Annotated in this window: 26 protein-coding genes; 8 read left to right on the top strand and 18 right to left on the bottom strand. The window is 73.0% G+C overall.

Annotated features, from left to right (window positions below):
- Positions 1-12: 12 nt before the first annotated feature.
- The 4 genes from ACUP6Y_RS07720 to ACUP6Y_RS07705 all read right to left on the bottom strand — a co-directional run bounded on the left by ACUP6Y_RS07720 (position 13) and on the right by ACUP6Y_RS07705 (position 3,229).
- Positions 13-351 carry a P-II family nitrogen regulator gene (locus tag ACUP6Y_RS07720; protein WP_141799615.1) on the bottom strand — a complete coding sequence of 113 codons (339 nt, stop codon included), beginning with the start codon at positions 349-351 and terminating at the stop codon, positions 13-15.
- Positions 348-1,688 carry an ammonium transporter gene (locus ACUP6Y_RS07715; protein WP_462555207.1) on the bottom strand — a complete coding sequence of 447 codons (1,341 nt, stop codon included), beginning with the start codon at positions 1,686-1,688 and terminating at the stop codon, positions 348-350. Before ACUP6Y_RS07715 ends, ACUP6Y_RS07720 begins: the two co-directional genes overlap by 4 nt.
- Before the next feature lie 109 nt (positions 1,689-1,797).
- Positions 1,798-2,979, bottom strand: coding sequence for a signal recognition particle-docking protein FtsY (gene ftsY / locus ACUP6Y_RS07710; protein WP_462555206.1), 1,182 nt, complete (start codon positions 2,977-2,979; stop codon positions 1,798-1,800).
- Positions 2,980-3,040: 61 nt separating this feature from the next.
- Complete coding sequence (locus tag ACUP6Y_RS07705; protein ID WP_462555205.1) at positions 3,041-3,229, bottom strand: hypothetical protein; 189 nt, start codon at positions 3,227-3,229, stop codon at positions 3,041-3,043.
- A 169-nt stretch (positions 3,230-3,398) separates the two neighbouring features.
- Between ACUP6Y_RS07705 and ACUP6Y_RS07700 the strand changes: the two genes are divergently transcribed.
- Together ACUP6Y_RS07700 and ACUP6Y_RS07695 are read left to right on the top strand one after the other, a co-directional pair.
- Positions 3,399-3,911, top strand: coding sequence for a hypothetical protein (locus ACUP6Y_RS07700; protein WP_462555204.1), 513 nt, complete (start codon positions 3,399-3,401; stop codon positions 3,909-3,911).
- Entirely contained in the window at positions 3,908-6,442 is a 2,535-nt protein-coding gene (locus tag ACUP6Y_RS07695) for a rhamnan synthesis F family protein (protein WP_462555203.1), read from the top strand. The genes ACUP6Y_RS07700 and ACUP6Y_RS07695 overlap by 4 nt, the downstream gene beginning before the upstream one ends.
- On the opposite strand, the gene ACUP6Y_RS07690 is transcribed toward ACUP6Y_RS07695, so the two are convergent.
- The 4 genes from ACUP6Y_RS07690 to ACUP6Y_RS07675 all read right to left on the bottom strand — a co-directional run bounded on the left by ACUP6Y_RS07690 (position 6,402) and on the right by ACUP6Y_RS07675 (position 12,140).
- Complete coding sequence (locus tag ACUP6Y_RS07690; RefSeq protein ID WP_462555202.1) at positions 6,402-6,866, bottom strand: acyl-CoA thioesterase; 465 nt, start codon at positions 6,864-6,866, stop codon at positions 6,402-6,404. The genes ACUP6Y_RS07695 and ACUP6Y_RS07690 overlap by 41 nt on opposite strands.
- A 22-nt stretch (positions 6,867-6,888) precedes the next feature.
- A complete protein-coding gene (gene smc / locus ACUP6Y_RS07685; protein WP_462555201.1) occupies positions 6,889-10,455 on the bottom strand; it encodes a chromosome segregation protein SMC in 3,567 nt (1,188 codons plus the stop codon).
- Positions 10,456-10,668: 213 nt separating this feature from the next.
- Positions 10,669-10,863, bottom strand: coding sequence for a hypothetical protein (locus ACUP6Y_RS07680; RefSeq protein ID WP_141799620.1), 195 nt, complete (start codon positions 10,861-10,863; stop codon positions 10,669-10,671).
- Positions 10,864-11,072: 209 nt separating this feature from the next.
- Positions 11,073-12,140 carry a calcium-binding protein gene (locus tag ACUP6Y_RS07675; RefSeq protein WP_462555200.1) on the bottom strand — a complete coding sequence of 356 codons (1,068 nt, stop codon included), beginning with the start codon at positions 12,138-12,140 and terminating at the stop codon, positions 11,073-11,075.
- 225 nt (positions 12,141-12,365) lie between these two features.
- Between ACUP6Y_RS07675 and ACUP6Y_RS07670 the strand changes: the two genes are divergently transcribed.
- Together ACUP6Y_RS07670 and ACUP6Y_RS07665 are read left to right on the top strand one after the other, a co-directional pair.
- Entirely contained in the window at positions 12,366-12,932 is a 567-nt protein-coding gene (locus tag ACUP6Y_RS07670; RefSeq protein WP_462555199.1) for an RNA polymerase sigma factor, read from the top strand.
- The gene (locus tag ACUP6Y_RS07665; protein ID WP_462555198.1) at positions 12,929-14,230 is read left to right on the top strand and encodes a hypothetical protein; all 1,302 of its coding nucleotides are present in this window, start codon (positions 12,929-12,931) and stop codon (positions 14,228-14,230) included. Before ACUP6Y_RS07670 ends, ACUP6Y_RS07665 begins: the two co-directional genes overlap by 4 nt.
- Here ACUP6Y_RS07665 and mutM read toward each other — a convergent pair.
- From mutM to ACUP6Y_RS07625, 8 genes are all read right to left on the bottom strand, one after another.
- Positions 14,160-15,026 carry a bifunctional DNA-formamidopyrimidine glycosylase/DNA-(apurinic or apyrimidinic site) lyase gene (mutM, locus tag ACUP6Y_RS07660; RefSeq protein WP_462555197.1) on the bottom strand — a complete coding sequence of 289 codons (867 nt, stop codon included), beginning with the start codon at positions 15,024-15,026 and terminating at the stop codon, positions 14,160-14,162. The genes ACUP6Y_RS07665 and mutM overlap by 71 nt on opposite strands.
- A 10-nt stretch (positions 15,027-15,036) precedes the next feature.
- The gene (rnc, locus tag ACUP6Y_RS07655) at positions 15,037-15,684 is read right to left on the bottom strand and encodes a ribonuclease III (RefSeq protein WP_462555196.1); all 648 of its coding nucleotides are present in this window, start codon (positions 15,682-15,684) and stop codon (positions 15,037-15,039) included.
- Positions 15,685-15,797: 113 nt separating this feature from the next.
- Positions 15,798-15,983 carry a 50S ribosomal protein L32 gene (rpmF, locus tag ACUP6Y_RS07650; protein WP_038680298.1) on the bottom strand — a complete coding sequence of 62 codons (186 nt, stop codon included), beginning with the start codon at positions 15,981-15,983 and terminating at the stop codon, positions 15,798-15,800.
- Positions 15,984-16,026: 43 nt separating this feature from the next.
- The gene (locus ACUP6Y_RS07645) at positions 16,027-16,563 is read right to left on the bottom strand and encodes a YceD family protein (RefSeq protein WP_462555195.1); all 537 of its coding nucleotides are present in this window, start codon (positions 16,561-16,563) and stop codon (positions 16,027-16,029) included.
- A gap of 99 nt (positions 16,564-16,662) precedes the next feature.
- A complete protein-coding gene (coaD, locus tag ACUP6Y_RS07640) occupies positions 16,663-17,148 on the bottom strand; it encodes a pantetheine-phosphate adenylyltransferase (protein WP_462555194.1) in 486 nt (161 codons plus the stop codon).
- Positions 17,145-17,732, bottom strand: a complete 588-nt coding sequence (gene rsmD, locus ACUP6Y_RS07635) for a 16S rRNA (guanine(966)-N(2))-methyltransferase RsmD (RefSeq protein ID WP_462555193.1) — start codon at positions 17,730-17,732, stop codon at positions 17,145-17,147. Before rsmD ends, coaD begins: the two co-directional genes overlap by 4 nt.
- Before the next feature lie 10 nt (positions 17,733-17,742).
- Complete coding sequence (locus ACUP6Y_RS07630) at positions 17,743-19,986, bottom strand: ATP-dependent DNA helicase RecG (protein WP_462555192.1); 2,244 nt, start codon at positions 19,984-19,986, stop codon at positions 17,743-17,745.
- Between the two features lie 10 nt (positions 19,987-19,996).
- Complete coding sequence (locus tag ACUP6Y_RS07625; protein ID WP_462555191.1) at positions 19,997-21,703, bottom strand: DAK2 domain-containing protein; 1,707 nt, start codon at positions 21,701-21,703, stop codon at positions 19,997-19,999.
- A gap of 137 nt (positions 21,704-21,840) precedes the next feature.
- Here ACUP6Y_RS07625 and rpmB point away from each other — a divergent pair, with 137 nt between their 5' ends.
- Entirely contained in the window at positions 21,841-22,026 is a 186-nt protein-coding gene (gene rpmB / locus ACUP6Y_RS07620) for a 50S ribosomal protein L28 (RefSeq protein WP_462555190.1), read from the top strand.
- A gap of 145 nt (positions 22,027-22,171) precedes the next feature.
- Here rpmB and ACUP6Y_RS07615 read toward each other — a convergent pair whose 3' ends face one another.
- Complete coding sequence (locus tag ACUP6Y_RS07615; protein ID WP_462556657.1) at positions 22,172-23,131, bottom strand: thiamine-phosphate kinase; 960 nt, start codon at positions 23,129-23,131, stop codon at positions 22,172-22,174.
- Positions 23,132-23,263: 132 nt separating this feature from the next.
- Here ACUP6Y_RS07615 and ACUP6Y_RS07610 point away from each other — a divergent pair, with 132 nt between their 5' ends.
- Both ACUP6Y_RS07610 and ACUP6Y_RS07605 read left to right on the top strand, forming a co-directional pair.
- Positions 23,264-23,500, top strand: coding sequence for an Lrp/AsnC family transcriptional regulator (locus ACUP6Y_RS07610; protein WP_204839081.1), 237 nt, complete (start codon positions 23,264-23,266; stop codon positions 23,498-23,500).
- Positions 23,479-23,967 carry a DUF3515 domain-containing protein gene (locus ACUP6Y_RS07605; RefSeq protein ID WP_462555189.1) on the top strand — a complete coding sequence of 163 codons (489 nt, stop codon included), beginning with the start codon at positions 23,479-23,481 and terminating at the stop codon, positions 23,965-23,967. The genes ACUP6Y_RS07610 and ACUP6Y_RS07605 overlap by 22 nt, the downstream gene beginning before the upstream one ends.
- 9 nt (positions 23,968-23,976) lie before the next feature.
- Here the strand turns inward: ACUP6Y_RS07605 and ACUP6Y_RS07600 are convergent, their stop codons facing one another.
- Positions 23,977-25,101 (bottom strand): D-alanine--D-alanine ligase family protein, encoded by a 1,125-nt coding sequence (locus tag ACUP6Y_RS07600; RefSeq protein ID WP_462555188.1) that lies wholly within the window; start codon positions 25,099-25,101, stop codon positions 23,977-23,979.
- A gap of 24 nt (positions 25,102-25,125) precedes the next feature.
- Here ACUP6Y_RS07600 and ACUP6Y_RS07595 point away from each other — a divergent pair, with 24 nt between their 5' ends.
- Positions 25,126-26,229, top strand: coding sequence for a trans-sulfuration enzyme family protein (locus ACUP6Y_RS07595; RefSeq protein ID WP_462555187.1), 1,104 nt, complete (start codon positions 25,126-25,128; stop codon positions 26,227-26,229).
- Positions 26,230-26,234: the final 5 nt, after the last annotated feature.

Below are 26,234 nucleotides of genomic sequence, written 5' to 3'. Positions count from 1 at the left end.
TTGCGCTGGGAGTCAGAGCGCGGCGGTGTCGGTGTCGCCGGTGCGGACCCGCACCACGGACTCGACCGGGCTCACCCAGACCTTGCCGTCACCGATCCGGCCGGTGTGGGCCGTCTTGGTGATGATCCCGACGATGTCGGCCGCGTCGGCGTCGTCGACGACGATCTCGATCCGGATCTTGGGGACCAGCGCGATGTCGTACTCCGCGCCTCGGTAGACCTCGGTGTGGCCCTTCTGCCGGCCGTAGCCGCTGACCTCGCTGACCGTCATCCCCGTGACGCCGAAGGCCTCGAGCGCCTCACGGACGTCCTCCCACTTGTGCGGCTTGATGACCGCGGTGACCAGCTTCATGCGCTTACCTCCGAAGGGGTGGACGTGCTCAGGAGCGAGGTACGACGAGCGGCACCGCCGCCGGTGGTGAGATCGTAGGCGGCCTCGCCGTGCTCGGCGAAGTCGATCCCGTCGACCTCGTCCTCCTCCGGGAGCCGCAGGCCGATCGCGGCTCGGATCCCGAGACCCACGACCAGGGTGGCGATCGCGGACCAGACCATCGCGAACACCACGACCACGACCTGGACGACCAACTGCTGGGCGCCGCCACCGGTGAGCAGGCCACCGTCGTTGGAGGCGAGGAAGCCGACGCCGATGGTGCCGACCAGGCCGCCGACGAGGTGGACACCGACGACGTCGAGCGAGTCGTCGTACCCGAACCGGTACTTGAGGCCGACGGCGAGGGCGCAGATGCCGCCGGCGACGAGGCCGAGCACGATGGCGCTCCACGGCACCAGGTTGCCGCAGGACGGCGTGATCGCGACCAGGCCGGCCACGACGCCGGAGGCGGCGCCGAGGGAGGTGGCGTGCCCGTCGCGGAGCTTCTCGACGAGCAGCCAGCCCATCATCGCGGCGCAGGTGGCGAGCGTGGTGTTGAGCCAGACCAGGCCGGTCTCGGTCGTGTAGTCGTCCAGGTTGACGATCGAGCCGACGTTGAAGCCGAACCAGCCGAACCAGAGCAGGCCGGCGCCGATCATGGTCAGGGTCAGGTTGTGCGGCTTCATCGGCTCCTTGCCGAAGCCGAGCCGGCGGCCGAGCAGCAGCGCGAGGACCAGGCCCGCGACACCGGCGTTGATGTGGACCACGGTGCCGCCGGCGTAGTCGATCGGCGCCACCTCGGCGCCGCCGTCGCCGGAGAAGAGCAGATCGGCCAGGCCGCCCTCCACGCCGCTGAGGAACCCGCCGCCCCACACCATGTGCGCCAGCGGGAAGTACGACAGCGTCACCCAGATCGGCAGGAACACCAGCCACGCCGAGAACTTCATCCGGTCGGCCACCGCACCGCTGATCAGCGCCGCGGTGATCACCGCGAAGGTCAGCTGGAAGGCGACGAAGACGTAGTTCGCGGGATCGGTGCTCTCGAGCCCGAACTGCGTGAACGGGTTGGAGAAGAGCTTGCCGATCTCCTTGCCCGTCGCGCCGTCGGCGGTGGCGAAGGTCGTGCTGTACGACATCGACCAGCCCCACAGGGCGTACACGATGCCCACCACGCCGAGGGCGCTGAAGGACATCATCATCATGTTGAGCACCGACTTGGTCCGGCTCATGCCGCCGTAGAAGAGCGCCAGGCCCGGGGCAGTCATCAGGAGGACGAGCGAGGCCGACACCAACATCCAGGTGTAGTAGCCGTTTTCCATGAACCGAACGATCGGGGGCCGACGTTTCGGGGCCGGCCGCCCGATGTTTCAGCCCGGTTACGGGTCGGGCCGGTCGGTTACGGCGTGATGAACCCCGCGGCGCCCGGACTCAGCCCAGCAGCGCGTCGACGAAGGCGGCCGCGTCGAACGGCGCCAGGTCGTCGGGCCCCTCGCCGAGGCCGACCAGCTTGACCGGTACGCCGAGCTGGCGCTGCACCGCGACCACGATGCCGCCCTTCGCGGAGCCGTCGAGCTTGGTGAGCACGATGCCGGTCACGTCGACGACCTCGGAGAACACCTTGGCCTGGATCAGGCCGTTCTGGCCGGTGGTGGCGTCGAGCACGAGCAGCACCTCGGTGACCGGCGCCTGCTTCTCGATGACCCGCTTGACCTTGCCGAGCTCGTCCATCAGACCCTGCTTGTTCTGCAGCCGGCCCGCGGTGTCGACCACGACGGTGTCCACCCCGCGGTCCACGCCCTGCTTGACAGCGTCGAACGCCACGCTGGCCGGGTCGCCGGCCTCGGGACCGCGCACCACCTCGACGCCGACCCGCTCGCCCCAGGTGGCCAGCTGCTCGGTCGCGGCGGCGCGGAAGGTGTCGGCCGCGGCGAGGAGCGCCGTGCGGTCGTCGGCGACCAGGATCCGGGCCAGCTTGCCGACGGTGGTGGTCTTGCCGGTTCCGTTGACGCCGACGACCAGGACGACGCCGGGGGCCTCGCCCTCGCCGCTGACCCGCAGCGAGCGGTCCATGGCCGGGTCGACCAGGTTGATCAGCTCCTCACGGAGCACCGCGCGTGCGTCGGGCGCCTGGCCGCCCTCGACCCGCAGGCGGGTGCGGAGCCGCTCGACGAGCTCCTGGGTGGGCGCGACCCCGATGTCGGCGGCGAGGAGCAGGTCCTCGATCGCCTCCCAGGTGTCCTCGTCGAGCTTCTCGCGGCTGAGCAGGCCGAGCAGGCCGCGGCCCAGCGCGTTGGAGCCCGCCAGCCGCTGGCGCAGCCGGACCAGGCGCGAGGCCGGCTTCTCCGGTGTCTCCAGGGTCGGTGCGGCGGGCTCCTCGACCCCCGGGGTCTCGGCCTCCGGCTCCTCGACCTCCGGCGCCTGGACCGCGGTGTCCTCGATCGGAGGCGCCTCGGGCGCTGCCGTCTCGACGGTGGTGGCCGGCGGGACGATGACGTCCGTGGTCGCCTCGGGCACACGCGGCGCGCGGCGCGCCCGGGTCCCGACGAAGCCGAGGATCGCGAGGACGCCGACGACGGCGATCCCGATGACGAGGTAGAGCCAATCCTGCATGCGCTCATCCCATCACGCCGCCCGGCCGGGGCCGAAACGACGGGTGGGGAACCCGCTCAGGTCAGCCCAGGCGCTGCAGGTCGCGCTCGTCGTCGGCCAGCACGGGCGCCGAGTCGACGGCACGGCCCAGGGCGTCGCCCAGCCACGGGACGACGGGCATCTGCTCCCCGCGCTGCGGATAGGCGACATAGACCGCGACGAGCGCCGACACGGCAAGACTCAGCACAACGCCAAGCGCAACGAACAGCACCTTCGACTCCTCCGAGCAGGGATCGTTCCGGGCAAACGGTGTCTCCGATCGTACGCGGCGCCCCCAAGCCGCGACGCCGTCCGGGCCGCGCGCGCCCGTTCTCGCGGAGAGCCACGCTGGTGCTAGCGTCGAGCGACCGACAGCGAGGCGACGAAGAGGGCAGCAGACGGTGGAGCCGGAGATCCTTGCCGACAGCGGGCGCGAGCTCGCCCGGCTCCGCGAGGACCTCTCGACGTCCCGGCTCGAGCTGGCGGCCCTGCGTCAGCAGCAGGAGGCCGACCGCGAGCTGCTCGCCACGGCCGGGCAGGCCGAGGAACGGCTGACCCGGCTGGCGGTCGCGGCCGCGGACGGGTTGCGCAAGCGCGAGCGGAGCCGCCTGTGGGTGGGCTCACTGCGTCGCTGGGTGTTCCCCGATGCGCCGACCAGGGCCGAGCGCGCCGATGTGGCGCTGATCGAGGCCTCGGAGCTCTTCGACGGCCCGTGGTACCTGCGTCGCTATCCCGGGGCCGCGGCCAGCGGGATCAGCCCGGCCCTGCACTACCTGCGTCACGGCGCCGGAAGCGACCGGGACCCCGGGCCCGCCTTCAACACCCGCTCCTACCGACGTCAGCACCGCGAGATGTCCGCGACGGACAACCCGCTGCTGCACCACCTGCGCTCGGTCGCCGCCGACCACCCATGACACGACCCACCCTCACGCTGGAGCAGTTCAGGCAGTCCTGGCGGTCGTTGGTGGCCGCGTGGGAGGTCCAGGCGCGCCAGGACGCGGACGCCGCCGACGCGCTGCTCGCCCGCGTCCTCGACTCCGGGCTGCCCCCTGCCTCCGACACGGACGCCACACCGAGTGCCGAGGCGCTCGTCGCGTGCGAGATCGAGCTGATCCGCCGCGCCGGCACGATGGATCCGCAGGCCTACGCGCGCGCCAACCACGACCTGAAGGTGCTCCGGGACGAGCGGATGGGCCCGATCGAGCACTTCTGCCGCATCGGCTGGCGCTGGCTGCTCAGCCCACGCGTCGACTTCGACGTGTGGTGGTACTGGTGCGAGCATCTCGATCCCACCCGCGACGACATCAACCCGCTGTTGTTCCACCTGCTGGTCGGGCAGCGGGCCGGGCTCGCCACCGCACCGGCGCCCCCGCGCCGGTCGACTGACAGACCGGACAGGTCGGACCGGCCACGACGCGTCTGCCTCTTCGCGGCCTTCGACGTCGACGGCGTCGTCGACGACTACGTCGTGGAGTACGTGCGCGAGCTCAGCCGCCACGCCGACGTCTACTACCTGGCCGACGGCGCGATGGCCCGTGCCGAGCTGGACCGGCTGGCCGGGATCACCGCGGGTGCCTGGGCGATCCCCCATGGCCGCTACGACTTCGGCTCGTACGCGATGCTGGCGACCGAGCTGGTCGGCTGGGAGACCATCGAGCAGTACGACGAGATGCTGTTCGCCAACGACAGCTGCTACCTGCTGCGCAGCCTCGACGACACCTTCGCCCACCTGGACGCCAGCTCCGCCGACTGGTGGGGCATGCAGGTCACCAAGCGCGACTTCGCCCGCGCCGAGGGACACACCGAGCCGATCCCGCTGGCGCAGGCCAAGACCCTGCGGACCGAGCGGGACCGGTGGAACCCGCACTACCGGACCCACCTCAGCTCCTACCTCGTCGGCTTCCGGAGGCCCGTGCTCATGGACCCCGGCTTCCGCCGGCGGCTCGGCGCGGTGGTTCGTCAGAGGCACAAGGACCTGGTGATCCTCAAGTACGAGATCGGGATCAGCGACTACCTGATCAACGCCGGCTTCGACTACGACACCCTGGTCCCGGCGCTGTACCCCTTCCATCCGCTCTACTCCGCCGACTTCTTCGACCTCGTGGCCCAGGGGTTCCCGCTCCTCAAGCGGAACTTCATCGGCGAGAACACGTTCACCGCCGACCTCGGGCGCTGGCAGGAGCGGATCCTCGAGCACGTCCCGGACGCGCCGGTCGCGCTGTTCGAGCGCAACCTGCTGCGGGTCGCCCCCGCCGACAAGCTCGCCCGGACGTCTCGGATCCGGACGCTGCCCAACGGCTTCGTCGACTACCTGTGGCTGCTCAACCGGGTCGAGCTGCCGGCCGAGGACCGGGTCACGCCGCGGTTCGACCACTGGTGGGCATTTCCCGTCTCGACGACCGAGCAGACCCTGACCGGCAACGAGCGCGCCATCTTCGAGGAGGTCCGATACGACCCGTCGATCCGGAAGGTCGTGCTCACGCGGTCCCGCGAGCTGGACCTGCCCGGCGAGAACGTCGTCGTGCTGCCGCTCGCCAGCCGGGCCGGCCAGGAGCATCTCGTCCGCTGCGGCCAGGTGTTCGTGCGCCACAGCGTGGACCTGGCGTTCCCCTGGCAGCTGGTGCTGGACCAGCACCGGGTGATCGACGTCGGCGACGGGCTCCCCGTCCCCGACGCCGCCCGCGAGGCCAAGCATCTGCTCTCGCCCCTCCCCCCGCCGCGCGCACCCCGCGCCCGACGGCACGTCGTCGTCACAGGCCGCGGACGTGACACCCGCGCCGACGAGACGACCCGCGAGGACGACGGCATGCCGGTCGAGGTGTGGCCGACCGGGCAGCCTCGGCACGCCTTCCTGCTGCGTCCCGAGGCCGACCTGCCCGACGACCTGCGTGCGGCACTCTCGTCCGTGCGCGCCGAGCTCGACAGCCGTCGCCTCGTGCTGTGGCTGACGACCAGCGGTACGGCGCCCGCCGGCCTCGGTCCGGCCGAGATCGCGGCGCTGGGCGCGTGGGCCGAGCGCTGCCACGTCGCGCTCGGGGTGCGCACCAACGCCGACGCACATCGTCTCGCCGAGCTCGACCCCCTGCTGCTGACGGTGCGCCGCCACCCGGCGATCGAGGTGCTCCTGCGCGCTGCCGACCTGCTCGTGACCGACGACGCCCAGCTCCTCGCCGAGCGTCTCGTCACCGGCGACCCCGTCGTCACCCTCGGCGACGGGGCGAGTGACGAGGCGCCCGGACCGGTGGTGCGCTCCGGTGCGGACCTGCCCGAGGCCCTCGACCGGGCGCTCGGCGCGCCCACCGCCGACGACGTCGACCGCTACCGGCGCTGCCGGGACCGGCTCGTCGGCCCGGTCGACGACCAGGCGGCGTGGCGCGTGGTCCACCAGGTCCGGCGCAGCAGCCTCACCGTTCCCGCACCAGCGGCGCGAGCACCTCGCGGATGAGGTCGGGCACCGGCGTGGTGGGCCGGGCGGGGTCGGTGTCGTCGACGTACACGTGGACGAACCGGCCCTCCGCGCAGGCGAGCGCGCCCTCCCCCTCGGGGGCACCCTGGAAGAGGCCGACCCGGTAGACGACCGACGACGTCCCGAGCCGCTCCACGGCCAGTCCGAGGTCGATCGGGCGGGGGTAGCCCATCTCGGCGAAGTAGCGGCAGGTGACCTCGGCGACCACGCCGATCGCCGGCAGCCGGCGGATGTCGGTGCCGGTGGCGTCGTGCAGGTGGGCGTTGACGGCGGTGTCGATCAGGTCGAAGTATCGCGCGTTGTTGAGGTGGCCGTAGACGTCGTCGTCGGACCAGCGCGTGGTCGCCGTGCGCCAGACGCGGTACGCCGACCGGTCGGGTCGGGCGCGGTCGGGCTCGCTCATGCCGGGGTCACCGTGGAGTGGTTCATGCGGACTCGTCCCGCAGCCGCTGGCTGATCACCGCCGACACGCCGTCGCCGCGCATCGTCACGCCGTAGAGCGCGTCGCCGACCTCCATGGTGCGCTTCTGGTGGGTGATGACGAGCAGCTGGGAGTTCTCGCGCAGCTCCTCGTAGATCTCCAGGAGGCGACCGAGGTTGGTGTCGTCGAGGGCGGCCTCGACCTCGTCGAGGATGTAGAACGGCGAGGGCCGGGCCTTGAACAGGGCGACCAGGAAGGCCACGGCGACCAGGGAGCGCTCGCCGCCGGAGAGCAGGGAGAGGCGCTTGACCTTCTTGCCGGGGGGCCGGGCCTCGACCTCGACGCCGGTGGCAAGCATGTCGGCCGGGTCGGTGAGGACCAGCCGGCCCTCGCCGCCGGGGAAGAGCCGGGCGAAGGTGTGGTCGAAGGCCTTCGTGACGTCGGCGTACGCCTCGGTGAAGACCTGCTCCACCTTCACGTCGACGTCCTTGACGATGTCGAGCAGGTCCTTGCGGGTGGCGCGCAGGTCCTCCAGCTGCTCGGAGAGGAACTGGTGACGCTCCTCCATGGCGCTGAACTCCTCCAGCGCGAGCGGGTTGACCCGGCCGAGCATGCCGAGCGCCTTCTGGGCGGTCTTGAGGCGCTTGGCCTGCTCCTCGCGGACGTAGGGCACGGTGCGGGGCTCCGCGTCGTCTGCCTCCTCCTCGACGGGCGGCTCGAGGACGGGCACCGGCTGGTCGGGGCCGTAGTCGGCGACCAGGCCGTCGGGCTCGAGGCCGAGCTCCTCGAGCGCCTTGGTCTCGATCTGCTCGATCCGCATCCGCTGCTGGGCGCGGGCCATCTCGTCGCGATGGACCGAGCTGACCAGGTCCTGGTGCTCCTTGCCGAGGTCGCGCAGGGTCTGGCGCACGACCATCAGCTCCTGCTCGCGGCCACGGCGGGAGTCCTCGACCGACTGCCGGCGGGCGGTGGCCTCCGCGATCGAGGCCTCGAGGCGGGCGAGCACGAAGGTGACGGCGGTGGCGACGGCCTGACCGGCGCGGCCCTCGGCCAGCAGCCGGGTGCGCCGCTGCGCCGCACGGGCGCGGGCCTGGCGCTCGGACTCGGCGGCCTTGCGCATCTGGTCGACCCGACCGTGCAGCGCGCGCCCCCGCTCCTCGGAGGTGCGCAGCGCCAGGCGGGCCTCCATCTCGGACTGCCGGGCGGCACGGGTGGCCTCGACCAGGCGCTCCTGCTCGGTGGTGTCGGGCTCCTCGTCGCTGTCCTGCTCGGCGGTGGCCAGGCGCTGCTCCAGCTCGGCGAGGCCGACCAGGGCCTGCTCACGGGAGGTCTCGGCCTGGGTGATGGCCTCGGTCATCCGCTCGGCCTCGGCCCGTGCGGCGCGGGCCAGCGAGCCGTGCTGGCCGAGCTCCTCGGCCACAGCGGCCAAGGTGGCGTCGGACTCGTGGAGCCGGGCGAGGGCCACGTCGACGCGCTGGCGGCCCTCGACCCGCTCGTTCTCGAGGCGGGCGAGGTCGAAGCCGAGCCGCTCGGCATCGGCGACCGCCTCGGTGAGCGCCTCGGCGGCCTCGTCGACGGCGGCCTGGATCTCGATCAGGCTCTGGGTGGCGTGGGAGCCGCCCGAGGCGAAGTGGGCGCCGAGCAGGTCGCCGGCGCGGGTCACCGCGACCACGTCGGCAAGGGCGCCGACCAGGGTGCGGGCGGCGTCGAGATCGTCGACGACCGCGACCTTGCGCAGCAGCCGGTTGAGCGCGGGCCGGATCTGGGCGGGGCACTCCACCACGTCGACGGCGTACGACGTCCCGGGCGGGAGCGCCGGCCAGGCGGCCGTGGTCTCGGCCGCTCCCCCGCCGAGCAGCATCCCGGCCCGGCCCAGGTCGTCGCTCTTGAGATGGTCGATCGCGGCCACGGCCGTGTCGGCGTCGGTGACGGCGACCGCGTCGGCGGCCGCGCCGAGGGCGGCGGCGACGGCGCCCTCGTAGCCGCCGCGGACGGCGACCAGCGCGGCGACCGAGCCGAGCAGGCCGGAGATGGTGTCGGAGGCGGCGAGCAGGGCGCCGGCGCCGTCCTTGCGGGCCAGGCCGAGCTCGAGCGCCTCCTTGCGCGCGCTGAGGCCGGCCTTGTCGCGGTCGGCCTGCTGGGCCTCCTCGCGGACCTTGACCAGCCGCTCCTCGATGTCGTCGAGAGCGGCGACGGCGGCCTCGTGCTCGGCGTCGAGGCCCTCCTCGCCGGCGTCGAGGCCGGCGACCTTGGTCTCGAGCGCGGTGAAGTCGCGCTGGGAGCGCTCGGCGCGGGCCAGCGCGCCGGCACGCGCGGCCTCGAGGCGGCCGATCTCCTCCTCGGCCGCGTGGGCGCGCGAGCGCAGCGTGTTGACCTGACCGTGCAGCCGGGCCAGGCCCTCGCGGCGGTCGGCGGCGGCGCGGAGCAGGCCGGCGACCCGGCGCTCCTCGTTGGCCGCGGCGTCCTCGGCGCCGCGCCGGGCGGCGACGGCCTGCTCGAGCGCGGCCTGCTGCTCGGTGACCCGGGCGGCGATCTCGGCCTCCTGGGCGGCCAGCCGCCCGGCCTCGGCCTCGATCTCGTCGGGGTCGCGACCGGCTCCGGCCTGCTCGCCCTCGGCCTGCGCACCGGCGGCGTTGCGCACCCGCTCGGCGGCCAGGCTCTGGGTGCCGCGGAAGCGCTCGCGCAGGGCGGTCAGCGACGCGAGGGTCTCCTGCGCGGCCGAGAGGGCCGGCAGGTCCTCGCGCAGCGCGGCCTCGAGCGTCGCCTCCTGCTCACGCGCCGTCGCGATCCCGGTCTCGACCTCCTCGCGCCGAGCGAGCAGCACGCTCTCGTCGGCGAGCTCCTGCTCCAGAGAGGTCCGGGCGGTCACCAGGTCGTCGGCGAGCAGCCGCGCCCGGGCATCGCGGACGTCGGCCTGCACCGTCGCCGCCCGCCGCGCGACCTCGGCCTGGCGGCCCAGCGGCTTGAGCTGGCGCCGGATCTCGCTGAGCAGGTCGTTGAGCCGGTTGAGGTTGCCCTCGGTGGAGTCCAGCTTCCGCAGCGCCTTCTCCTTGCGCTTGCGGTGCTTGAGGACACCCGCTGCCTCCTCGATGAACCCGCGCCGGTCCTCGGGGGTGGCGTGCAGGATCTGGTCGAGCTGGCCCTGGCCGACGATGACGTGCATCTCGCGGCCGATGCCGGAGTCGCTGAGCAGGTCCTGGACGTCGAGCAGGCGGCAGGTCGTGCCGTTGATGGCGTACTCGGAGCCACCGGTGCGGAACATGGTCCGGCTGATGGTGACCTCGGTGTAGTCGATCGGCAGCGCGCCGTCGGAGTTGTCGATCGTGAGCACGACCTCGGCCCGGCCCAGGGGCGGGCGGCCCGAGGTGCCGGCGAAGATGACGTCGTCCATCTTGCCGCCGCGCAGGCTCTTGGCGCTGGCCTCGCCCATCACCCAGGCGAGGGCGTCGACGACATTGGACTTGCCGGAGCCGTTGGGGCCGACGATGCAGGTGATGCCGGGCTCGAGCTGGAGGGTGGTCGCGGAGGCGAAGGACTTGAACCCCTTCAGGGTCAGGCTCTTCAGGTACACGCGGTCTCCCTTCGGGGTCGGGCAAGGTCGTTCCGACGCGGGGGAAGCTCGGCAGGCCTCACGTTACCCCGCGGGCTCGACGGATCGCCGCACCCCGGAGCGCGGCCGACGGCGAAAAGACACTCGGACCACCCGGCGCCGGCGTGCGGCGTGGGGTGGTCCGTGATTGGTGGCACCTGGGGCGACGACGGGAGTCCGTCGTCGGAGTCCTGCTCAGGCCGGCTGCATCTCCGCGTCGCCGGTCAGGATCTCGGCCGCGCGGGCCGACATCAGCTTGTCGTTCTCCTCGGAGAGGCGGAGGACGAGGGACTCCAGCTCAGCGACCCGGTTGCGCAGTCGAGCATTCTCGAGGGCGATACGGGGGTCGCGGAGGTCGCTGTTCAGGTGGCCGATCAGCGCCTTGGCCATGAAGTTGAGCCTTCCGGTTCGACGGGTGTCGGCCCGTGGGGGGCCGTCTCCAAGAGTCCCACTTCGAGACGGCCCGGTCAAACCTGGGGGTGCGTCCCGGAAGGGAGCCAGGGCGAGTGCCGGGAAGGCCGCGGGTCACCGCAACGGGGAAGGCCCGGAGACCCGGGCCCTCCCGGCACGCTCAGGGGTGCTCAGCGCCGAGCACCGGGTCAGCAGCCGTGCTGGACCTCGCCGGTGCACTTGTCGCGCCCGGCGCCGCCGTAGACGACGTCCACGCCCTTGCCGCCCTTGAGGACGTCGTTGCCACCGCGACCGCGGACGACGTCGTCGCCGGCCTTGCCCTTGATGGTCTCGCCCTTGTCGCTGCCGAGCAGGGTGTCGTTGCCGGCGCCGCCGGAGTAGGACTGCAGGCCCTTGAGGCGCACGCTGTTGCCGCCCTCCCAGGTGGCCAGGCCCAGCGCCACGTCGACGCGGACCGGCGTGGTCAGCGGCGCGAGGCTGAAGGAGTCGACGCCCGAGCCGCCCTTGACCAGCGACGTGGCGACCGTGTTGAGGCCCGGCTCGGCGGGCTCACCCGTCGCGGGCTGCGGCGCGGCCACGATGAACGCGTCCTCGCCCTTGCCACCCTTGAGGTCGCCCGAGGTGCGGTCGAAGACGACGGTGTCGTCGCCGGCGTTCATCCGCAGGGTCGTCGTGAGGTAGGTGACGTAGACGATGTCGTCGCCGGCGCCCGCGTGGATGTCGGCCACCGGGACCTGTGCCGTGATCGTGTCGTCGCCGTCGCCGCCGAACACGACGTCGTTGCCGGCGAGCACGCTCACCTTGTCGTCGCCCGAGCCCGCGTCGACGCGGTCGTCGCCGTCGCCGCCGTCGATCGTGTCGTTGCCGTCGCCGCCGACGATGGTGTCGTTGCCCTCGCCGCCGAGGACCGTGTCGTTGCCGGCGAGCACGCTGATGGTGTCGTTCCCAGCGCCCCCGTCGACCCAGTCGCTCCCGGCGCCCGTGGTGATGGTGTCGTCGCCGTCACCGCCGCAGACGGTGTCGTTGCCGCCCATGCCGTTGAAGCTGTCGTTGCCGGCGTCGAGGAAGACGACGTCGTCGCCGGGCGTGCCGGTCATCACGTCGTCGCCCGACGTGCCGACGATGGTCGCAGGCTTGCCGTTGCACTGCGCGGGGTCGTCGGCGTACGCCGTCCCGGAGACGACGGTCGTTGCCCACAGGGCGCCGCCCGTCACGAGGGCGAGTGCGCCCGCCGTACGCCGAAGATTGGTGTGCATGATTCGTACTCCTTGGGTGTCGTCGAACCTGACACCCAGCACAGCGGGGCGAGGCGCCGGAGCATTACACGGGCCGGACGCGCCGCGGCATGTAATGGATCGACCGCCCGTCCCGCTCACGGTGGTGTGTCAGGATCGATGGCGGTGGGCGAGCTCGGGGGCGTTTCGAGACTTGCTGCCGTCCGTGCCCTGACCGTCGAGCGAGGAGGCGTCCTGACCCCGCCTGTGCCCCCGCGCACCGTCGATCCTCTCGGCGAGCCGCTGGCCCGGGCCCTCGACGGCGACGAGGGCGCGTTCGGCGAGGTCTGGCGCCTGCTGCACCCGCCGCTGCTGCGCTACCTGCGGGTGCGTGAGCGCGACACCGCCGAGGACGTCGCCGCCGAGACCTGGCTGCACGTCGTACGCGACCTGCACCGCTTCTCCGGCGGACCGGCGGAGTTCCGGGCCTGGCTCTTCACGCTCGGACGACATCGCGCGATCGACGCCGGCCGGGCCCGCGCCGCGCGGCCGAGCGTGCCGACCGCCGAGGTGATCGACATCGGCACCGCGCCGAGCGCGGAGGCCGCCGCCCTGGAGCGGGTCGACACCGAGGCGGCCGTCCGCCTGGTGGCCACCTTGCCCGCGGCCCAGGCCGAGATGGTGATGCTGCGGGTGGTGGCCGGCCTCTCGGTGAGCGAGGTCGCAGCGATCGTCGACAAGAAGCCGGGCACGGTGGCGGTCAACGTCCACCGGGCGTTGAAGAAGCTGGCCCAGACACATGAGAGCCGGACCACGAGGGGGGTGAGCAGATGAGCACGGAGCACGACGGCCTGGAGGAGTTCGAGGACTCCGCGCTGGTCCGGGCGCTGCGCGCCCCCGGTACGCCGGCCGAGCTGGCCGACGAGGCACGGTTCGTCGCCGCCTTCCGGGCGGCCGGCCATCCCCCTGCCCACGGCGGTCGTGGTGGCCGGGTCGGACGCGGGAGCCGCATCGTCGGGCGCATCGGCGTCGGCGGCGCGGCGCTCCTCGCGACGGTCACCCTCACCGGCGGCATGGCCGCTGCCGCCTACACCCAGCGGCTGCCCCACTCGGTGCAGGCCATGGCCCACGACGCGTTCGGTGGCGTCGGCGTCCCGCCGGCCCGTCCCGTGACGCCGCAGACCAAGGCGCCCCCGCACACCCCCACCCCCACGGCCGGCGCCACGCAGAGCGAACAGGCCGAGCGGCCCACAGCTGACGCACACACGTCGGCCCGGCCCGACGAGCCCTCCTCGGCCACCGGCGACGCGTCGGTGGCCGTGCCCGACGCCGGTGCCACCGACCCCGCCGCCACGACACCGACGGCTCCTCTCTCCGGGTCCGACACGCCGTCGAGCGACGGCTCGACCGACCCCACCAGCCCCGGCACCGGCGACTCGAGCACGGGATCCACCACTCCCCCGGTGACCGCGACCTCCGTCGGCGCCACGACGTCCGCCCGGCGAGTCGTCACCGGCGGCCGCGCCAGCGTCACCGGGCTGGTGCGCGACGACGGCGAGGTGGTCGAGGGCGCCAAGATCACCCTGCTCCAGCGCCGCGGCGCGACCGGCTGGACCCGCGCCGGCACCGCCGTGACCGGCCACGACGGCACCGCCATCTTCGCGACCGGCCCGCTCCTCGAGACCACGACCTACCGGTTCCGGGTCGAGGTCGACACCGACGGCGACACCGAGCCGGACCGGACCCTGCTCTCCCGCAAGCGCCGGATCGGGGTGCAGCCGATCCTCACCCTGAGCGCCGACGGCACGGTCGTCGACGCCCACGCCGTCGGCGCCGGGCCCGGGGACGCCATCACGATCAGCCGGCGCGCCGCCGACGGCCGCCTGGTGCGGATCGGGATCCGACGGCTCGACGAGCAGGGCGGCGCGAGCTACGACCTGTCGTCGTACACCGGGCGGGTGCGGGTGCTGGTCCGGGTGCTGCGCACCTCGACCCACACGGCGGTCAAGCGCTGGATCACCGTGCGGGTGCCCAGGGAGCCCAAGGCCCCGCCCACCACGGCTACGCCCTCGTCCTCGCCGAGCGCGGAGCCGTCTGACAGCGCGGGCAGTAGTACGACGACCGGTTCATGAAGGCGACCCGGCGGATCGGCGTACCGCAGCGGCCGCAGGGCTCGCCCTCGCGTCCGTAGGCGTGCAGTGAGCGGTCGAAGTAGCCCGACTCACCGTTGACGTTGACGTAGAGCGCGTCGAAGGACGTGCCGCCCTGGGCGAGGGCCTCGTTCATCACGTCGCGGGCATGGCCGAGCAGCTCGACGGCCTTGGCGCGGGTGAGGCGGTCGCCGGGGCGCTCGCCGTGCAGGCGGGCCCGCCACAGCGACTCGTCGGCGTAGATGTTGCCGACGCCCGAGATCAGCCCCTGGTCGAGCAGCAGGCGCTTCACGCCGGAGGTGCGCCTGCGCAGCCGCGCGACGAAGGCATCGTCGTCGAACTCCGGGTCGAGCGGGTCGCGGGCGATGTGGGCGATCTCGGGCGGCAGGCCGGCGCCGTCGAGCGAGACGGAGAGGCCGCCGAACATCCGCTGGTCGACGAAGCGCAGCTCGCGGCCGTGGTCGGTGCCGGTGAGCGCGAAGCGCACCCGGAGGTGTCGCTCGGCGGGCGCGTCGACCGGCTGGACCAGCAGCTGGCCGCTCATGCCGAGGTGGCCGAGGATCGCGTTGCCGTCGTCGAGCGGGAGCCAGAGGTACTTGCCGCGCCGTCGCGCGCCTTCGATCCGGCGGCCGGCCAACGCGGCCGCGAAGCCGGACGCGCCGCTCGGGTGGCGTCGGACGGGACGGTCGTGGAGGACCTCGACCATGGCGATGGTGGCGCCGGTGACGTGGCGCTCGAGGCCGGCGCGGACGACCTCGACCTCGGGGAGCTCGGGCATCGCAGGAAGGTCAGCTGCCGGCGGCGCGGCCGTCGGCGTCGAGACCGAGGGTGGCGGCGATCTCGCCGTACGCCGTCTCGGCGGCGCCCTGCTCGGCCTCCTTCTTGGAGCGGCCGGTGCCGTTGCCGTAGAGCGTGTCGCCGACCCGGACCTGCGCGGTGAAGGTCTTCATGTGGTCGGGGCCGTCGTCCTCGATGACGTACTCCGGCACGCCGAGCGACTGGTCGGCCGCGAGCTCCTGCAGCGAGGTCTTCCAGTCCAGGCCCGCCCCGAGCGCGGAGGCCGCCTCGATGAGCGGGTCGAAGAGACGGTGGACGAGGGTCGAGGAGACCTCGATCCCGCCGCTGAGGTGGACCGCGCCGATGACCGCCTCGACCGTGTCGGACAGGATCGAGGCCTTGTCGCGACCGCCGGTCGCCTCCTCGCCGCGACCGAGCTTGATGTGGGCGCCGAGCCCGATGTCGCGAGCGACGCCGGCCAGCGCGCGGGCGTTGACCACGGCCGCGCGCAGCTTGGCGAGCCGGCCCTCGGAGAGGTCCGGGTGGGCCAGGTAGAGGGTCTCGGTCACCACGACGCCGAGCACCGAGTCGCCGAGGAACTCCAGCCTCTCGTTGGTGGGGAGACCACCGTTCTCGTAGGCGTAGGAGCGGTGCGTCATCGCGCGCTCGAGCAGCTCGGGGTCCAGTGTCGGATCCCCGAGCGCTCGACGCAGCTCGACGTAGTTGGTGATGCCGCTGGCCTGACTCGACGGGCCTGGATCGACCGGGTGGGTCAGAGCACCTGGCGACGCTCGGCGCGCGCGCCGTACTGGCCGCAGGTGCCGCACGCGCGGTGCGGGAGGTGCTTGGCGCCGCAGGCCGGGTTGGCGCAGGTCACCAGCGACGGGGCGACAGCCTTCCACTGCGAGCGACGGTGCCGCGTGTTGCTGCGCGACATCTTCCGCTTCGGAACAGCCACTGTCTTCTCCTTGGTTCGGGTGCGCTCGGGGCGAGCACAGCTTTCAGCTCGTGGGGTCCTGCTGAGCTTCGTCGGTCAGCGCCGACAGTGCATTCCAGCGCGGGTCGATCGCAGCCTCGTGCGTGTGGTCCGGCTCGTCGATGAGTCGCACCCCGCACTCGGGGCACAACCCGGGACAGTCGTCCTGGCACACGGGCTGGAACGGTAGCGCGAGCACCACCGCGTCCCGCAGCACGGTCTCCAGGTCGAGCAGGTCGTCCTGGAGCATGCTGACCTCGTCGTCCTCTTCTGCTCCCTCGGAGTCACGGATGTCGTCGTAGACGAACAGCTCCTGGAACGTCACCTCGAGCTCGTCGTGGATCGGCTCCAGGCACCGCACGCACTCACCCTCCAGGGCGGCCGAGGCCGTCCCGGTGACGAGCACGCCTTCCATGACCGCCTCCAGGCGCAGGTCGAGCTCGACCGGCGCGCCCTCGGGGACGGAGAGGACTTCGATGCCCAGATCTGCTGGAGCCGGAACCGTCCGCGACACCTGACGCTGGGACCCCGGGCGGCGGCCGAGCTCGCGAGTGTCGAGCACGAGCGGCGCTCTCGGGTCCAGGGTGTTCAGGGGTTCACTTCCAGGTCCGGGCACAACAGATCACGTCGATGCTAGTGGTCGGTGTCGAACGCGGCCAAATCAAGCCTCGCGCGAGGCGAGCTTCGCGGTCAGTCGCTCATGCACCGCCGGGGGCACCAGCGCGGAGACGTCGCCGCCGAGGACGGCCACCTCCTTGACCAGGCTGGACGACACGTAGCCGAGGCTCGCGGTCGTCGGCACGAAGATGGTCTCGACTCCGGTGAGGTGGGCGTTCATCTGGGCCATCGGCAGCTCGTACTCGTAGTCGTTGCCCCCGCGCAGGCCCTTGACGATGGCGTGGGCGTCGATCTCCCGGCAGAAGTCGACGATCAGCCCGGTGAAGCCCATGACGGTCACGTTCGGGAGGTCGGCGCACGCCTCGCGGAGCATCTCCAGGCGCTCCTCGGGGTCGAACAGCCGCGACTTGGAGATGTTGGTGCCGGTCGCGACGACCAGCTCGTCGAAGAGCCCGGCGGTCCGGCGGAAGATGTCGACGTGGCCGTTGGTGACCGGATCGAAGGAGCCGGGGCACACCGCGCGAGTCATGGGGCGAGGCTATCGGGGCGCTGCGCCAGCCAGAGCACCGTCTCCCCGTACTTCTTCTGACGGCGCTTCCCGGGCAGTGGCACCAGACCGGCGGGCCAGGCCGGCTCGGGGCTGCGGCGGGAGCGCTCGACGACCACCAGCGCACCCTCGGCGAGCCAGCCGTGCTCGACGAGGAGGGCCAGGTCGGTGGCGACCGCCTCGTCGGCCAGCGGGTAGGGCGGGTCGCTGAAGACCAGGTCGTACGCCGACCGGGCAGGCTCGGCGAGCGTCGTGTGGACCGAGCGGGCCACCACGTCCGCCGCGTCGCACCCGATCGAGCGGGCGTTCGCGCGGATCAGGTCCGCCGTACGCCGGTCGGCCTCCACGAGCGTGACGGCCCCCGCCCCACGGGACCAGGCCTCGAGCCCGATCGCGCCGGAGCCGGCGTACAGGTCGAGGAGGCGCAGGTCGTGGAGCGAGCCGGCCCAGGCCTCGAGCGCAGAGAACAGCGCCTCGCGCACCCGGTCGCTGGTGGGCCGGGTGTGGTCGCCCCGAGGGGTCTGGAGTCGCCGACCGCCCGCGCGGCCGGCGATGATCCGGGTCATCTCGGGCTCCTCACGACTTGTCGACGAACTCGGCGAGCTGGGACTGCTCGAGGTCGCGGACCGCGGCGGCCAGCTCCGGCGCCTGGCCGAGCCCCGGGTCGGCGTCGAGCAGTCCCTCGGCGGCGGCGCGGGCGGCGACGATGGTGTCCTCGTCGCGCAGCACGCGCAGGTTCTCGAGGCTGGAGCGGCCACCGGCCTGGGAGGCGCCGAGGACGTCGCCCTCGCGCCGCATCTCGAGGTCGATCCGACTGAGCACGAAGCCGTCGGTGGTCGAGGCGACCGCCTCGAGCCGCGCGCGGGCCGGCGAGCCGGCCTCGATGTGGCTGACCAGCAGGCACAGGCCCGGCAGGCCGCCGCGACCGACCCGGCCGCGCAGCTGGTGGAGCTGGGAGATGCCGAACCGGTCGGCGTCGAGGATCACCATGGTGGTGGCGTTGGCGACGTCGACGCCGACCTCGATCACCGTCGTGGAGACGAGGACGTCGACCTCCCCCGCGGCGAACGCCCGCATGGTGGCGTCCTTCTCGTCGGCGGGCAGCCGGCCGTGGATGCCGGTGACCCGGAGGCCGGCCAGCGGGCCCTGGGCGAGGCGGCCGACAACCTCCTCGACGGCCGCCGCGGGCGGGCGGGGCTGCTCCTCGGTGGGTGCGTCCTCGTCGGGCAGGTCGACGGCGTCGACCTGCCCGGCCTCGGGCTCGTCGCCGGAGATGCGGGGGCACACGACGTACACCTGGTGGCCCTTGCCGACCTCCTCGCGCACCCGCTCCCACACCCGGCCGATCCAGCCGGGCTGCTCGGCGAGCGGGACGACATTGGTCTGGATCGGCGCGCGGCCGGCGGGCAGCTCGGTCAGGGTCGAGGTCTCGAGGTCACCGAAGACGGTCATCGCGACGGTGCGCGGGATGGGGGTGGCGGTCATGACGAGCAGGTGGGGCGGCGCGGCGGCCTTGTCGGTGAGCGCGGCGCGCTGCTCGACGCCGAAGCGGTGCTGCTCGTCGACCACGACCAGGCCCAGGTCGGCGAACATCACCTGGTCCTGGAGCAGGGCATGGGTGCCGATCACGATGCCGGCCTCGCCACTGGCGATCCGGGACAGTGGGCCGGTGCGCTGGGTCTTGGTCATCGAGCCGGTGAGCAGCTCGACGCGAGTGCCGTCGCCCGAGCCGAAGATGGTGCCGCCCTCGCCGAGGTCGCCGAGCATGGCCGCGATCGAGCGGTAGTGCTGCTGGGCGAGCACCTCGGTGGGCGCCAGCAGCGCCGCCTGGCCGCCGGAGTCGACCACGCGGAGCATCGCCCGCAGCGCGACCAGGGTCTTGCCGGAGCCGACCTCTCCCTGCAGGAGGCGGTTCATCGGGTGCGGCTGGGCGAGGTCGTGCTCGATCTCCCTGCCGACCGACGCCTGGCCGGCGGTGAGCTCGAACGGCAGCCGCGCGTCGAAGGCGGCGAGCACCTCGCCGACTCCCCCGGTGCGGGCGGTCGCCCCCTCGGCGCGACGGGCACGCCGGCGGCGCCCGAGCACCAGCTGGGTGACCAGCGCCTCCTCGAAGCGGAAGCGGTGGTGGGCCAGCGCGACCTGGTCGCGGTCGTCGGGCTGATGCACCCAGTCGTAGGCCTGCCGGATCCCGAGGACGTCGTACTCCTCGCGCAGGTCGTCGGGGAGCAGCTCGGCGACCGGCTCCAGCACCTGGCGGGCGAACGTGACCGCGCGGGCGATGTCCCAGGTCTCGACGCCCTTGGTGAGCGGGTAGATCGGGAACAGCGGACCGAAGTCGAGCACGTCCTCGACGCCGCTGCCCTCCTCCTCGTCGCTCATCCCGAAGATCGTCATCGCCGGGTTGACCAGCTGCCACTGGTCGCGGAACCGGTCGGCCTTGCCGAGGAAGACCCCGCGGTTGCCGACGGCGACCCGGCGAGCGTGCCAGCCGGCGGTGCCCTGGTTCTTGGCGAAGAAGGTCATCTTCAGCCGCGGGCCGCCGGTGCGCAGCACCGCCTCGACGCGGTACGCCGTGCGGCCGGTGCGGCGGTCGCGGTAGTTCTTGATCTCGCACTCGTCGATCTCGCCGACCACGCAGAGCAGCTGCCCGATGCGCAGGTTGTCGATCCGGGTCAGCGAGCCGGTCTCGAGGTAGCGGCGCGGGAAGTGGCGCAGCAGGTCGCCGACGGTCCGCAGGCCGAGGCCGTCGGCGAACCGCTTGCGCTTGGCCGGCGTGGCCGCGCCGAGGACCGTGGTCAGCGGGGAGTCGAGGGTGATCACCGGTGCTCTCTCATTCGACGGACATCAGGAGCGGGTAGCGCTCCTGGCCACCGTCGTACACCACGACGTCGACATGGGGGTGGAACTCCTCGACCCAGGCACTCGCCCGGTCGGCCAGGCCCTCGGCGTCGGCGCCGCTGACGATGGTGACCAGCTCGCCGCCCGCGGCCAGCAGCCGGTCGAGGACGACGAGCGCCACCGAGCCGAGGTCGTCGCCGACGACGGCGAAGTCGCCCGCGATGACGCCGAGCGCGTCGCCGGGCTCGCAGGGCCCAGCCATCGTCATCGCCTGCCGGGCCGCGATGGTCACGGCGCCGTGGCGCACGTGGCGGGCGGTCGCCGTCATCTCGGTGACGTCCTGGTCGAACCCGCGGCCGGGCTCGTGGACCGCGACCGCGGCCAGGCCCTGCACCTGGGTGTACGTCGGGATCACCGCGACCCGCAGGCCCCGGCTGCCGTGGTCGACCTCGGCGGTGCTCGCCGCCGCCAGCGCCGCCCGGATCGTCGGCTCGTCGTTGGGCAGCACGACGACCTCGCTGGCGCCGCACCTGGTGATCGCCTCCAGCAGCTCCCCGGTCGACGGCCGCCGCCCGGGACCACCGCGGACGACCTCGGCGCCGGCCTCCTCGAACAGCTCGGCCAGGCCCGGACCGGCCGCGACCGCCACGACGCGGCGCCCGGCGAGGGGGATCGGGATCTCCGCTGTGGTCTGAGCGACGGCCTGGGCGGCGATCTGCTCGGCGAAGTGGGTGACCCGGATCCGATGCGGACGGCCCGTCTCGAGGCCCACCTCGATCGCGGCGCCGACGTCGTCGGTATGCACATGCACGTTCCACAGCCCGTCGCGCCCCACCACGACCACCGAGTCGCCCAGCTCGCCGAGCCGCTCGCGCAGCCGCGGCGCCTGGTCGTCGTCGGTGTCGAGGAGGTACATCACCTCGTACGCCGGGCCGTCCGCGCTCAGCTCGTCGGCCGCCGGCTCGACGTGGGGCACCGGGATGACGTGGCTGCCGAGCGGCGCGGTCACCGGGATCGGGCGGCGCCCGGTCAGCACCGTCTCGGCCGCGTCGAGGATCACCGACAGACCCCGGCCGCCGGCGTCGACCACCCCCGCGTGCGCGAGGACCTCGAGCTGCTCGGGCGTGTGACCCAGTGCCTCCCGAGCGGCCGCGGCCGCGGCGGTCAGCACGTCGCTGCTGCGCGCCCCGGGCTCGGCGGCGGCCGTCGTACCGGCATCGGCGGCGGCGCGCATCACGGTCAGCATGGTCCCCTCGACCGGCTCTCCCACGGCGGCGTAGCTCGCGCTCGACGCCTGCTGGAGCGCCTCGGCCATGACGATCGCGTTGCGCTCCGCGGCGCTCGCGCCGGCGATGCGGCGAGCGGCGGCGCCGAGCATCTCGCTGAGGATCACACCGGAGTTGCCTCGCGCACCGAGGAGCGCGCCGCGGGCCAGCGCGGCGACGGGCACCCCGACGTCGGCCACCTCGTCCGGGCGCTCGACGTCCTCGCCCAGGGCGTTGCGGATGGCGTCGCGGGCGGCGACGACGGTCAGGTACATGTTCGTGCCGGTGTCGCCGTCGGGCACCGGGTAGACGTTGAGGGCGTCGATCTCCTCGCGCGCGCCCGCCAGGGCGTCGACCGCGATGTCGACGAACCGGACCACCGACGAGAGCGCGATCCCACTCCGCCCCTCCCCGGGCACCGTCCGCTCGTCCATCGGGGTCACCCTAGAGGACACCGCGCCGATTTCGGCGGGTACGACCCGGTCGGCTATTCTCATCCGGTTGCCCGAAGCGCCCTTTGAGCGCGCGGGCCGCCCGTGAAACTTAGATCCGCGATCCAGGAGTGACAACCATGGCCGCCGTGTGCGACATCTGCGACAAGAAGCCGACGTTCGGCAACAACCGGCCGTGGTCGCGCAAGATCACGAAGCGCCGCTTCAACCCCAACATCCAGCGCGTGCGCGCCGTCGTCAACGGCACCCCGAAGCGCATGAACGTCTGCACCGGCTGCCTGAAGGCCGGCAAGGTCACCCGCTGACCTGACGCTCCTTCTCTCACCGACCCGCCGCGCTCGTCGTGGCGGGTCGGTGTTTTTCCGCCGACCCGGCGCAAAACGAACACATTTTCGCGGTTCGTTTTGCGCCGGGTCGGGCCGCATCGGGAGTTCATTCGCGCCGGGTCGGTCAGAAGTGGGTCCAGCCGGCAGGACCGTCGTAGGCGCCGCCATCGACGGTGACAGACAGGTCGCCGCGGACGGAGACCGAGCCGATCCGGGTCCAGCCGTCGGGCAGGGCGACGTCGGGCGGGAAGGTGGCGAGCAGCGGGTGGTCCTCTCCCCCTCCGAGGATGAACTGGAGCGGGTCGGCGCCGGTGGCCTGGCCGACGGCGAGGAGCGGCTCGGGTACGTCGAACGCGGCGGTCTCGACGTCGATGCTGACGCCGGAGTCCTCGGCGAGGTGGGCGGCGTCGGCGAGCAGGCCGTCAGAGACGTCGATCATGGCGGTGGCGCCGGCCTCGGCGGCGACCGGCCCGGCGGCGTACGGCGGCTCGGGGCGACGGTAGGCCTCGACGAGCACGCGCGGCGAGCGGAAGCCGCGGCCGAGGACGGCGAGGCCGCCGGCGGACCAGCCCTGGCGGCCGCAGAGGGCGAGCACGTCGCCGGGGGCGGCGCCGGAGCGGCGGACCGGGGAGACGGTGCAGACGCCGATCGCGGTCACCGAGACGACGACCTGGTCGGCCCGGGTGACGTCGCCGCCGACCAGCCCGGCGCCGACCGAGGCGCACTCCTCGGCGAACCCGCGGGTGAAGTCGAGCGCCCACTGGGCCGGCAGGTCGGCGGGCGCGGCCAGCCCGACGGTGAGCCACTGGGCCCGTCCGCCCATGGCGTTGATGTCGGACAGGTTCTGGGCGGCGGCACGGCGCCCGACGTCGTAGGCGTCGACCCAGTCGCGGCGGAAGTGCCGGCCCTCGACCAGCACGTCGGTGGACACCACGACGTGGCCCTTGCGGACACGGAGCACCGCGGCGTCGTCGCCCGGTCCCACCAGCACGTCCTCCCCGGGCGCGGTGGTGGCGACCAGCTCGGCTATCCGGGCGATCAGCCCGAACTCGCCGAGGTCCGCCAGCGTCGTTTCGGGGGCGATCGGGTCAGCCATGCCCCCATCCCACCAGACGTACCCACGAGTAGATCCGCCGGCTCGCGAGTTCTGTTCCGTCGGGGGCGCGCGGTAGGTTGAGGCAGTTCCACCACACCAATCCGGCGGGAGCGTGACCCCATGACGGTGCAGGCCTACATCCTGATCCAGACCGATGTCGGCAAGGCGGCCGAGGTCGCCCGCGAGGTCGGCGCGATCGCCGGCGTGACGCTGGCCGAGGACGTCACCGGACCCTACGACGTGATCGTGCGTGCCGAGGCCCGCAACGTCGACGAGCTGGGCAAGCTCGTGGTCTCGAAGGTGCAGAACCTCGAGGGCATCACCCGCACGCTCACGTGCCCGGTCGTCCACATCTGACGCTCGCCGCCCTCGCTCTGCCGCTCGCCCTGGTCGCGACCGGGTGCGGCGGGCCGGTGCAGGTCGACGTACCCGAGCTGCCGGCCGCCGACCGCGCCACCTGTGACGCCTTCGCCGCCGACCTGCCCGCGACGCTGTACGACGAGAAGCGGGTCGCCCTCGAGCCGGCCGACGCCCCTGCCGCGGCGTACGGCGACCCGGCGATCGTGGTGCGCTGCGGCGTCGGCACGCCGAAGGGCTTCGACGAGACCGCGTCCTGCGAGTCGGCCAATGGGGTGGGCTACTACCTTCCCGACGAGCAGTACACCGACCAGGACCTCGACCTGACGCTCACCACCGCCGGCTACCGGCCGCGGATCGAGGTACGCATCCCCGCGCGCTACCGGCCGAACGCCGGGCCGGCCGCGATGGCGGTGCTGGCGCCGCTGGTCAAGGAGCACCTCACGCTCGTCGACGACTGCGACTGATCTCGGTGCTCAGCGCAGGCCGGTGTCGCGCCGCAGCGCCAGCGTGAGCAGCCGGTCGACCAGCTCGCCGTACCCGACGCCGGTGGCGGCCCACATCTGCGGGAACATCGACAGCGGCGTGAAGCCGGGCATCGTGTTGAGCTCGTTGACGACCAGCGAGCCGTCGGGCATGAGGAAGAAGTCGACGCGGGCGAGGCCCTCGCAGCCGACCGCGGTGAACGCCGCCGCGGCCATCGCGCGCATCCGCTCCTCCACGCCGTCGGGCAGGATCGCGGGCACGTCGAGCTCGGTGTGCTCCTCGGGCAGGTACTTGGCCTCGAAGTCGTAGAACTCGTGCTCGCCGGTGATCCGGATCTCGGCGGGCAGGCTGGTCTCGACGCCGCCGTCGAGGGCCTCGAGTACGCCGCACTCGACTTCGCGGGCGCCCTCGGCGGACACCTCGACGAGCACCTTCGGATCGTGCTCGAGCGCGCCCTGGATGGCGTCGTCGAGCTCGTCGGGCGTGTGGGCCTTGGCGATGCCGATGCTGGAGCCGCCGCGGGCAGGCTTCACGAACAGCGGGTAGCCGAGGGCGGCGACGCGCGCGCGCACGGCCTGCGCGTCGGCCTTCCACTGCCGGGCGGTGACGGTCTCGCTCGCCATGACGGGCAGGCCGGCGTCTTGGAGGACGACCTTCATGAACGCCTTGTCCATGCTGACCGCCGACGCGAGGACGCCCGAGCCGACGTAGCGCACGTCGGACATCTCGAACAGGCCCTGGATGGTGCCGTCCTCGCCCCAGGGGCCGTGCAGCAGCGGGAAGACGACGTCGACCTCCCCGAGCGCCCGCGGTGTCTCCGCCGGCTCGTTGACGACGAGGTCGGTGCCGGCGGTCGTCCGGGCCAGGGCGACCGTGGCTCGGTCTGCGTCGACGGACGGCAGCTGCCCGGCACCGGTGATCCGGTGCCGCTGCGGGTCGTCGACCTCCAGCACCCAGCGCCCGTCGGTCGCGATGCCGACAGGGACGACGTCGTACTTCTCACGATCGATGGCCTGCAGCACGCTCCCGGCGGTCACGCACGAGATGGCGTGCTCACTGGAGCGACCGCCGAAGACGACAGCGACGCGGACACGGCGGCCGGTGGGAGAGCTCATCGGCGAAGACCCTACCTTTGGGACATGTCCGGATCCGAGTCCGCACCCCGCCCACCCCGCCCACTCCGCCCCGCGACCGTCGCCGTCACGGCCGGGCGGCCGCCGCACGAGCCCGACCAGCCGATGAACGTGCCGATCACGATGACATCGACGTACGGCGCCACGGGTGACCTGGAGTACGGCCGCTACGGCAACCCCACCTGGTCGGCGTTCGAGGCGACCCTCGGCGCGCTGGAGGGCGGCCGGGCACTGGCGTTCTCCTCGGGCATGGCCGCGGTGACCACGGTCCTCGACCTGGTCGGCATCGGCAGCAGCGTGATCGCGCCGCGGCACGCCTACAACGGCTCGGTGACCGCCCTCGCCGACGCCGAGTCCCGGGGCCGGTTGAGGGCGACGCTCGTCGACGTCACCGACACCGCCGCCGTGATCGCCGCGCTGCAGGCCGACGAGGACTGCGGCCTGCTGTGGCTCGAGTCGCCGACCAACCCGGCGCTGGAGATCGCCGACATCCCCGCCCTGACCGCCGCCGCCCACGAGCTCGGCATCCGCGTCGTCGTCGACAACACCTTCGCCACTCCCCTGCTCCAGCAGCCGCTGTCCCTCGGCGCGGACATCGTCGTGCATTCCGCCACCAAGTACATCGCCGGCCACAGCGACGTCCTGATGGGCGCGATCGTGGTTGCCGACGACGAGGTGTACGGCGCTCTCAAGGGCCGACGCGACCTCGCGGGCGCCGTACCGGGGCCGTTCGAGGCCTGGCTGGCCCTGCGCGGCCTGCGCACTCTCCACGTCCGCCTCGAGCGCGCCGCCGCCAACGCAGCCGAGCTCGCCCGCCGCCTCGCCGACCACCCCGCCGTCGCGGAGGTCCGCTACCCCGGCTTCGGCGCGATCGTCGCGCCCGTGCTGGCCGGCAGCGCCGACGCCGGCGACTTCCTGGTCCGCGCGACCTCGCTGTGGGTGCATACCACCTCTCTCGGCGGCGTGGAGTCGACCTTCGAGCGTCGGCGGCGGTGGAAGCTCGAGCCGGCCACCATCCCCGAGGGACTGGTCCGGCTGTCCGTCGGCATCGAGGACGTCGAGGACCTGTGGGCGGACCTCGAGCAGGCGCTGGACCGGATCGATGCCTAGTGTCC

The organism is Nocardioides sp. S5-5, assembly GCF_054954065.1.
Note: the sequence above shows the minus strand (reverse complement) of the source record. Positions and strands in the feature narration are given on the sequence as shown.

Excerpts from the sequence above, each read along its gene's own strand:
- ACUP6Y_RS07720 (WP_141799615.1), bottom strand. The coding sequence starts at position 351 with ATGAAGCTGGTCACCGCGGTCATCAAGCCGCACAAGTGGGAGGACGTC.
- ACUP6Y_RS07715 (WP_462555207.1), bottom strand. The coding sequence starts at position 1,688 with ATGGAAAACGGCTACTACACCTGGATGTTGGTGTCGGCCTCGCTCGTC.
- ftsY (WP_462555206.1), bottom strand. The coding sequence starts at position 2,979 with ATGCAGGATTGGCTCTACCTCGTCATCGGGATCGCCGTCGTCGGCGTC.
- ACUP6Y_RS07695 (WP_462555203.1), top strand. The coding sequence starts at position 3,908 with ATGACACGACCCACCCTCACGCTGGAGCAGTTCAGGCAGTCCTGGCGG.
- ACUP6Y_RS07690 (WP_462555202.1), bottom strand. The coding sequence starts at position 6,866 with ATGAGCGAGCCCGACCGCGCCCGACCCGACCGGTCGGCGTACCGCGTC.
- ACUP6Y_RS07680 (WP_141799620.1), bottom strand. The coding sequence starts at position 10,863 with ATGGCCAAGGCGCTGATCGGCCACCTGAACAGCGACCTCCGCGACCCC.
- ACUP6Y_RS07675 (WP_462555200.1), bottom strand. The coding sequence starts at position 12,140 with ATGCACACCAATCTTCGGCGTACGGCGGGCGCACTCGCCCTCGTGACG.
- ACUP6Y_RS07665 (WP_462555198.1), top strand. The coding sequence starts at position 12,929 with ATGAGCACGGAGCACGACGGCCTGGAGGAGTTCGAGGACTCCGCGCTG.
- mutM (WP_462555197.1), bottom strand. The coding sequence starts at position 15,026 with ATGCCCGAGCTCCCCGAGGTCGAGGTCGTCCGCGCCGGCCTCGAGCGC.
- rnc (WP_462555196.1), bottom strand. The coding sequence starts at position 15,684 with ATGACGCACCGCTCCTACGCCTACGAGAACGGTGGTCTCCCCACCAAC.
- coaD (WP_462555194.1), bottom strand. The coding sequence starts at position 17,148 with ATGACTCGCGCGGTGTGCCCCGGCTCCTTCGATCCGGTCACCAACGGC.
- rsmD (WP_462555193.1), bottom strand. The coding sequence starts at position 17,732 with ATGACCCGGATCATCGCCGGCCGCGCGGGCGGTCGGCGACTCCAGACC.
- ACUP6Y_RS07625 (WP_462555191.1), bottom strand. The coding sequence starts at position 21,703 with ATGGACGAGCGGACGGTGCCCGGGGAGGGGCGGAGTGGGATCGCGCTC.
- rpmB (WP_462555190.1), top strand. The coding sequence starts at position 21,841 with ATGGCCGCCGTGTGCGACATCTGCGACAAGAAGCCGACGTTCGGCAAC.
- ACUP6Y_RS07610 (WP_204839081.1), top strand. The coding sequence starts at position 23,264 with ATGACGGTGCAGGCCTACATCCTGATCCAGACCGATGTCGGCAAGGCG.
- ACUP6Y_RS07600 (WP_462555188.1), bottom strand. The coding sequence starts at position 25,101 with ATGAGCTCTCCCACCGGCCGCCGTGTCCGCGTCGCTGTCGTCTTCGGC.
- ACUP6Y_RS07595 (WP_462555187.1), top strand. The coding sequence starts at position 25,126 with ATGTCCGGATCCGAGTCCGCACCCCGCCCACCCCGCCCACTCCGCCCC.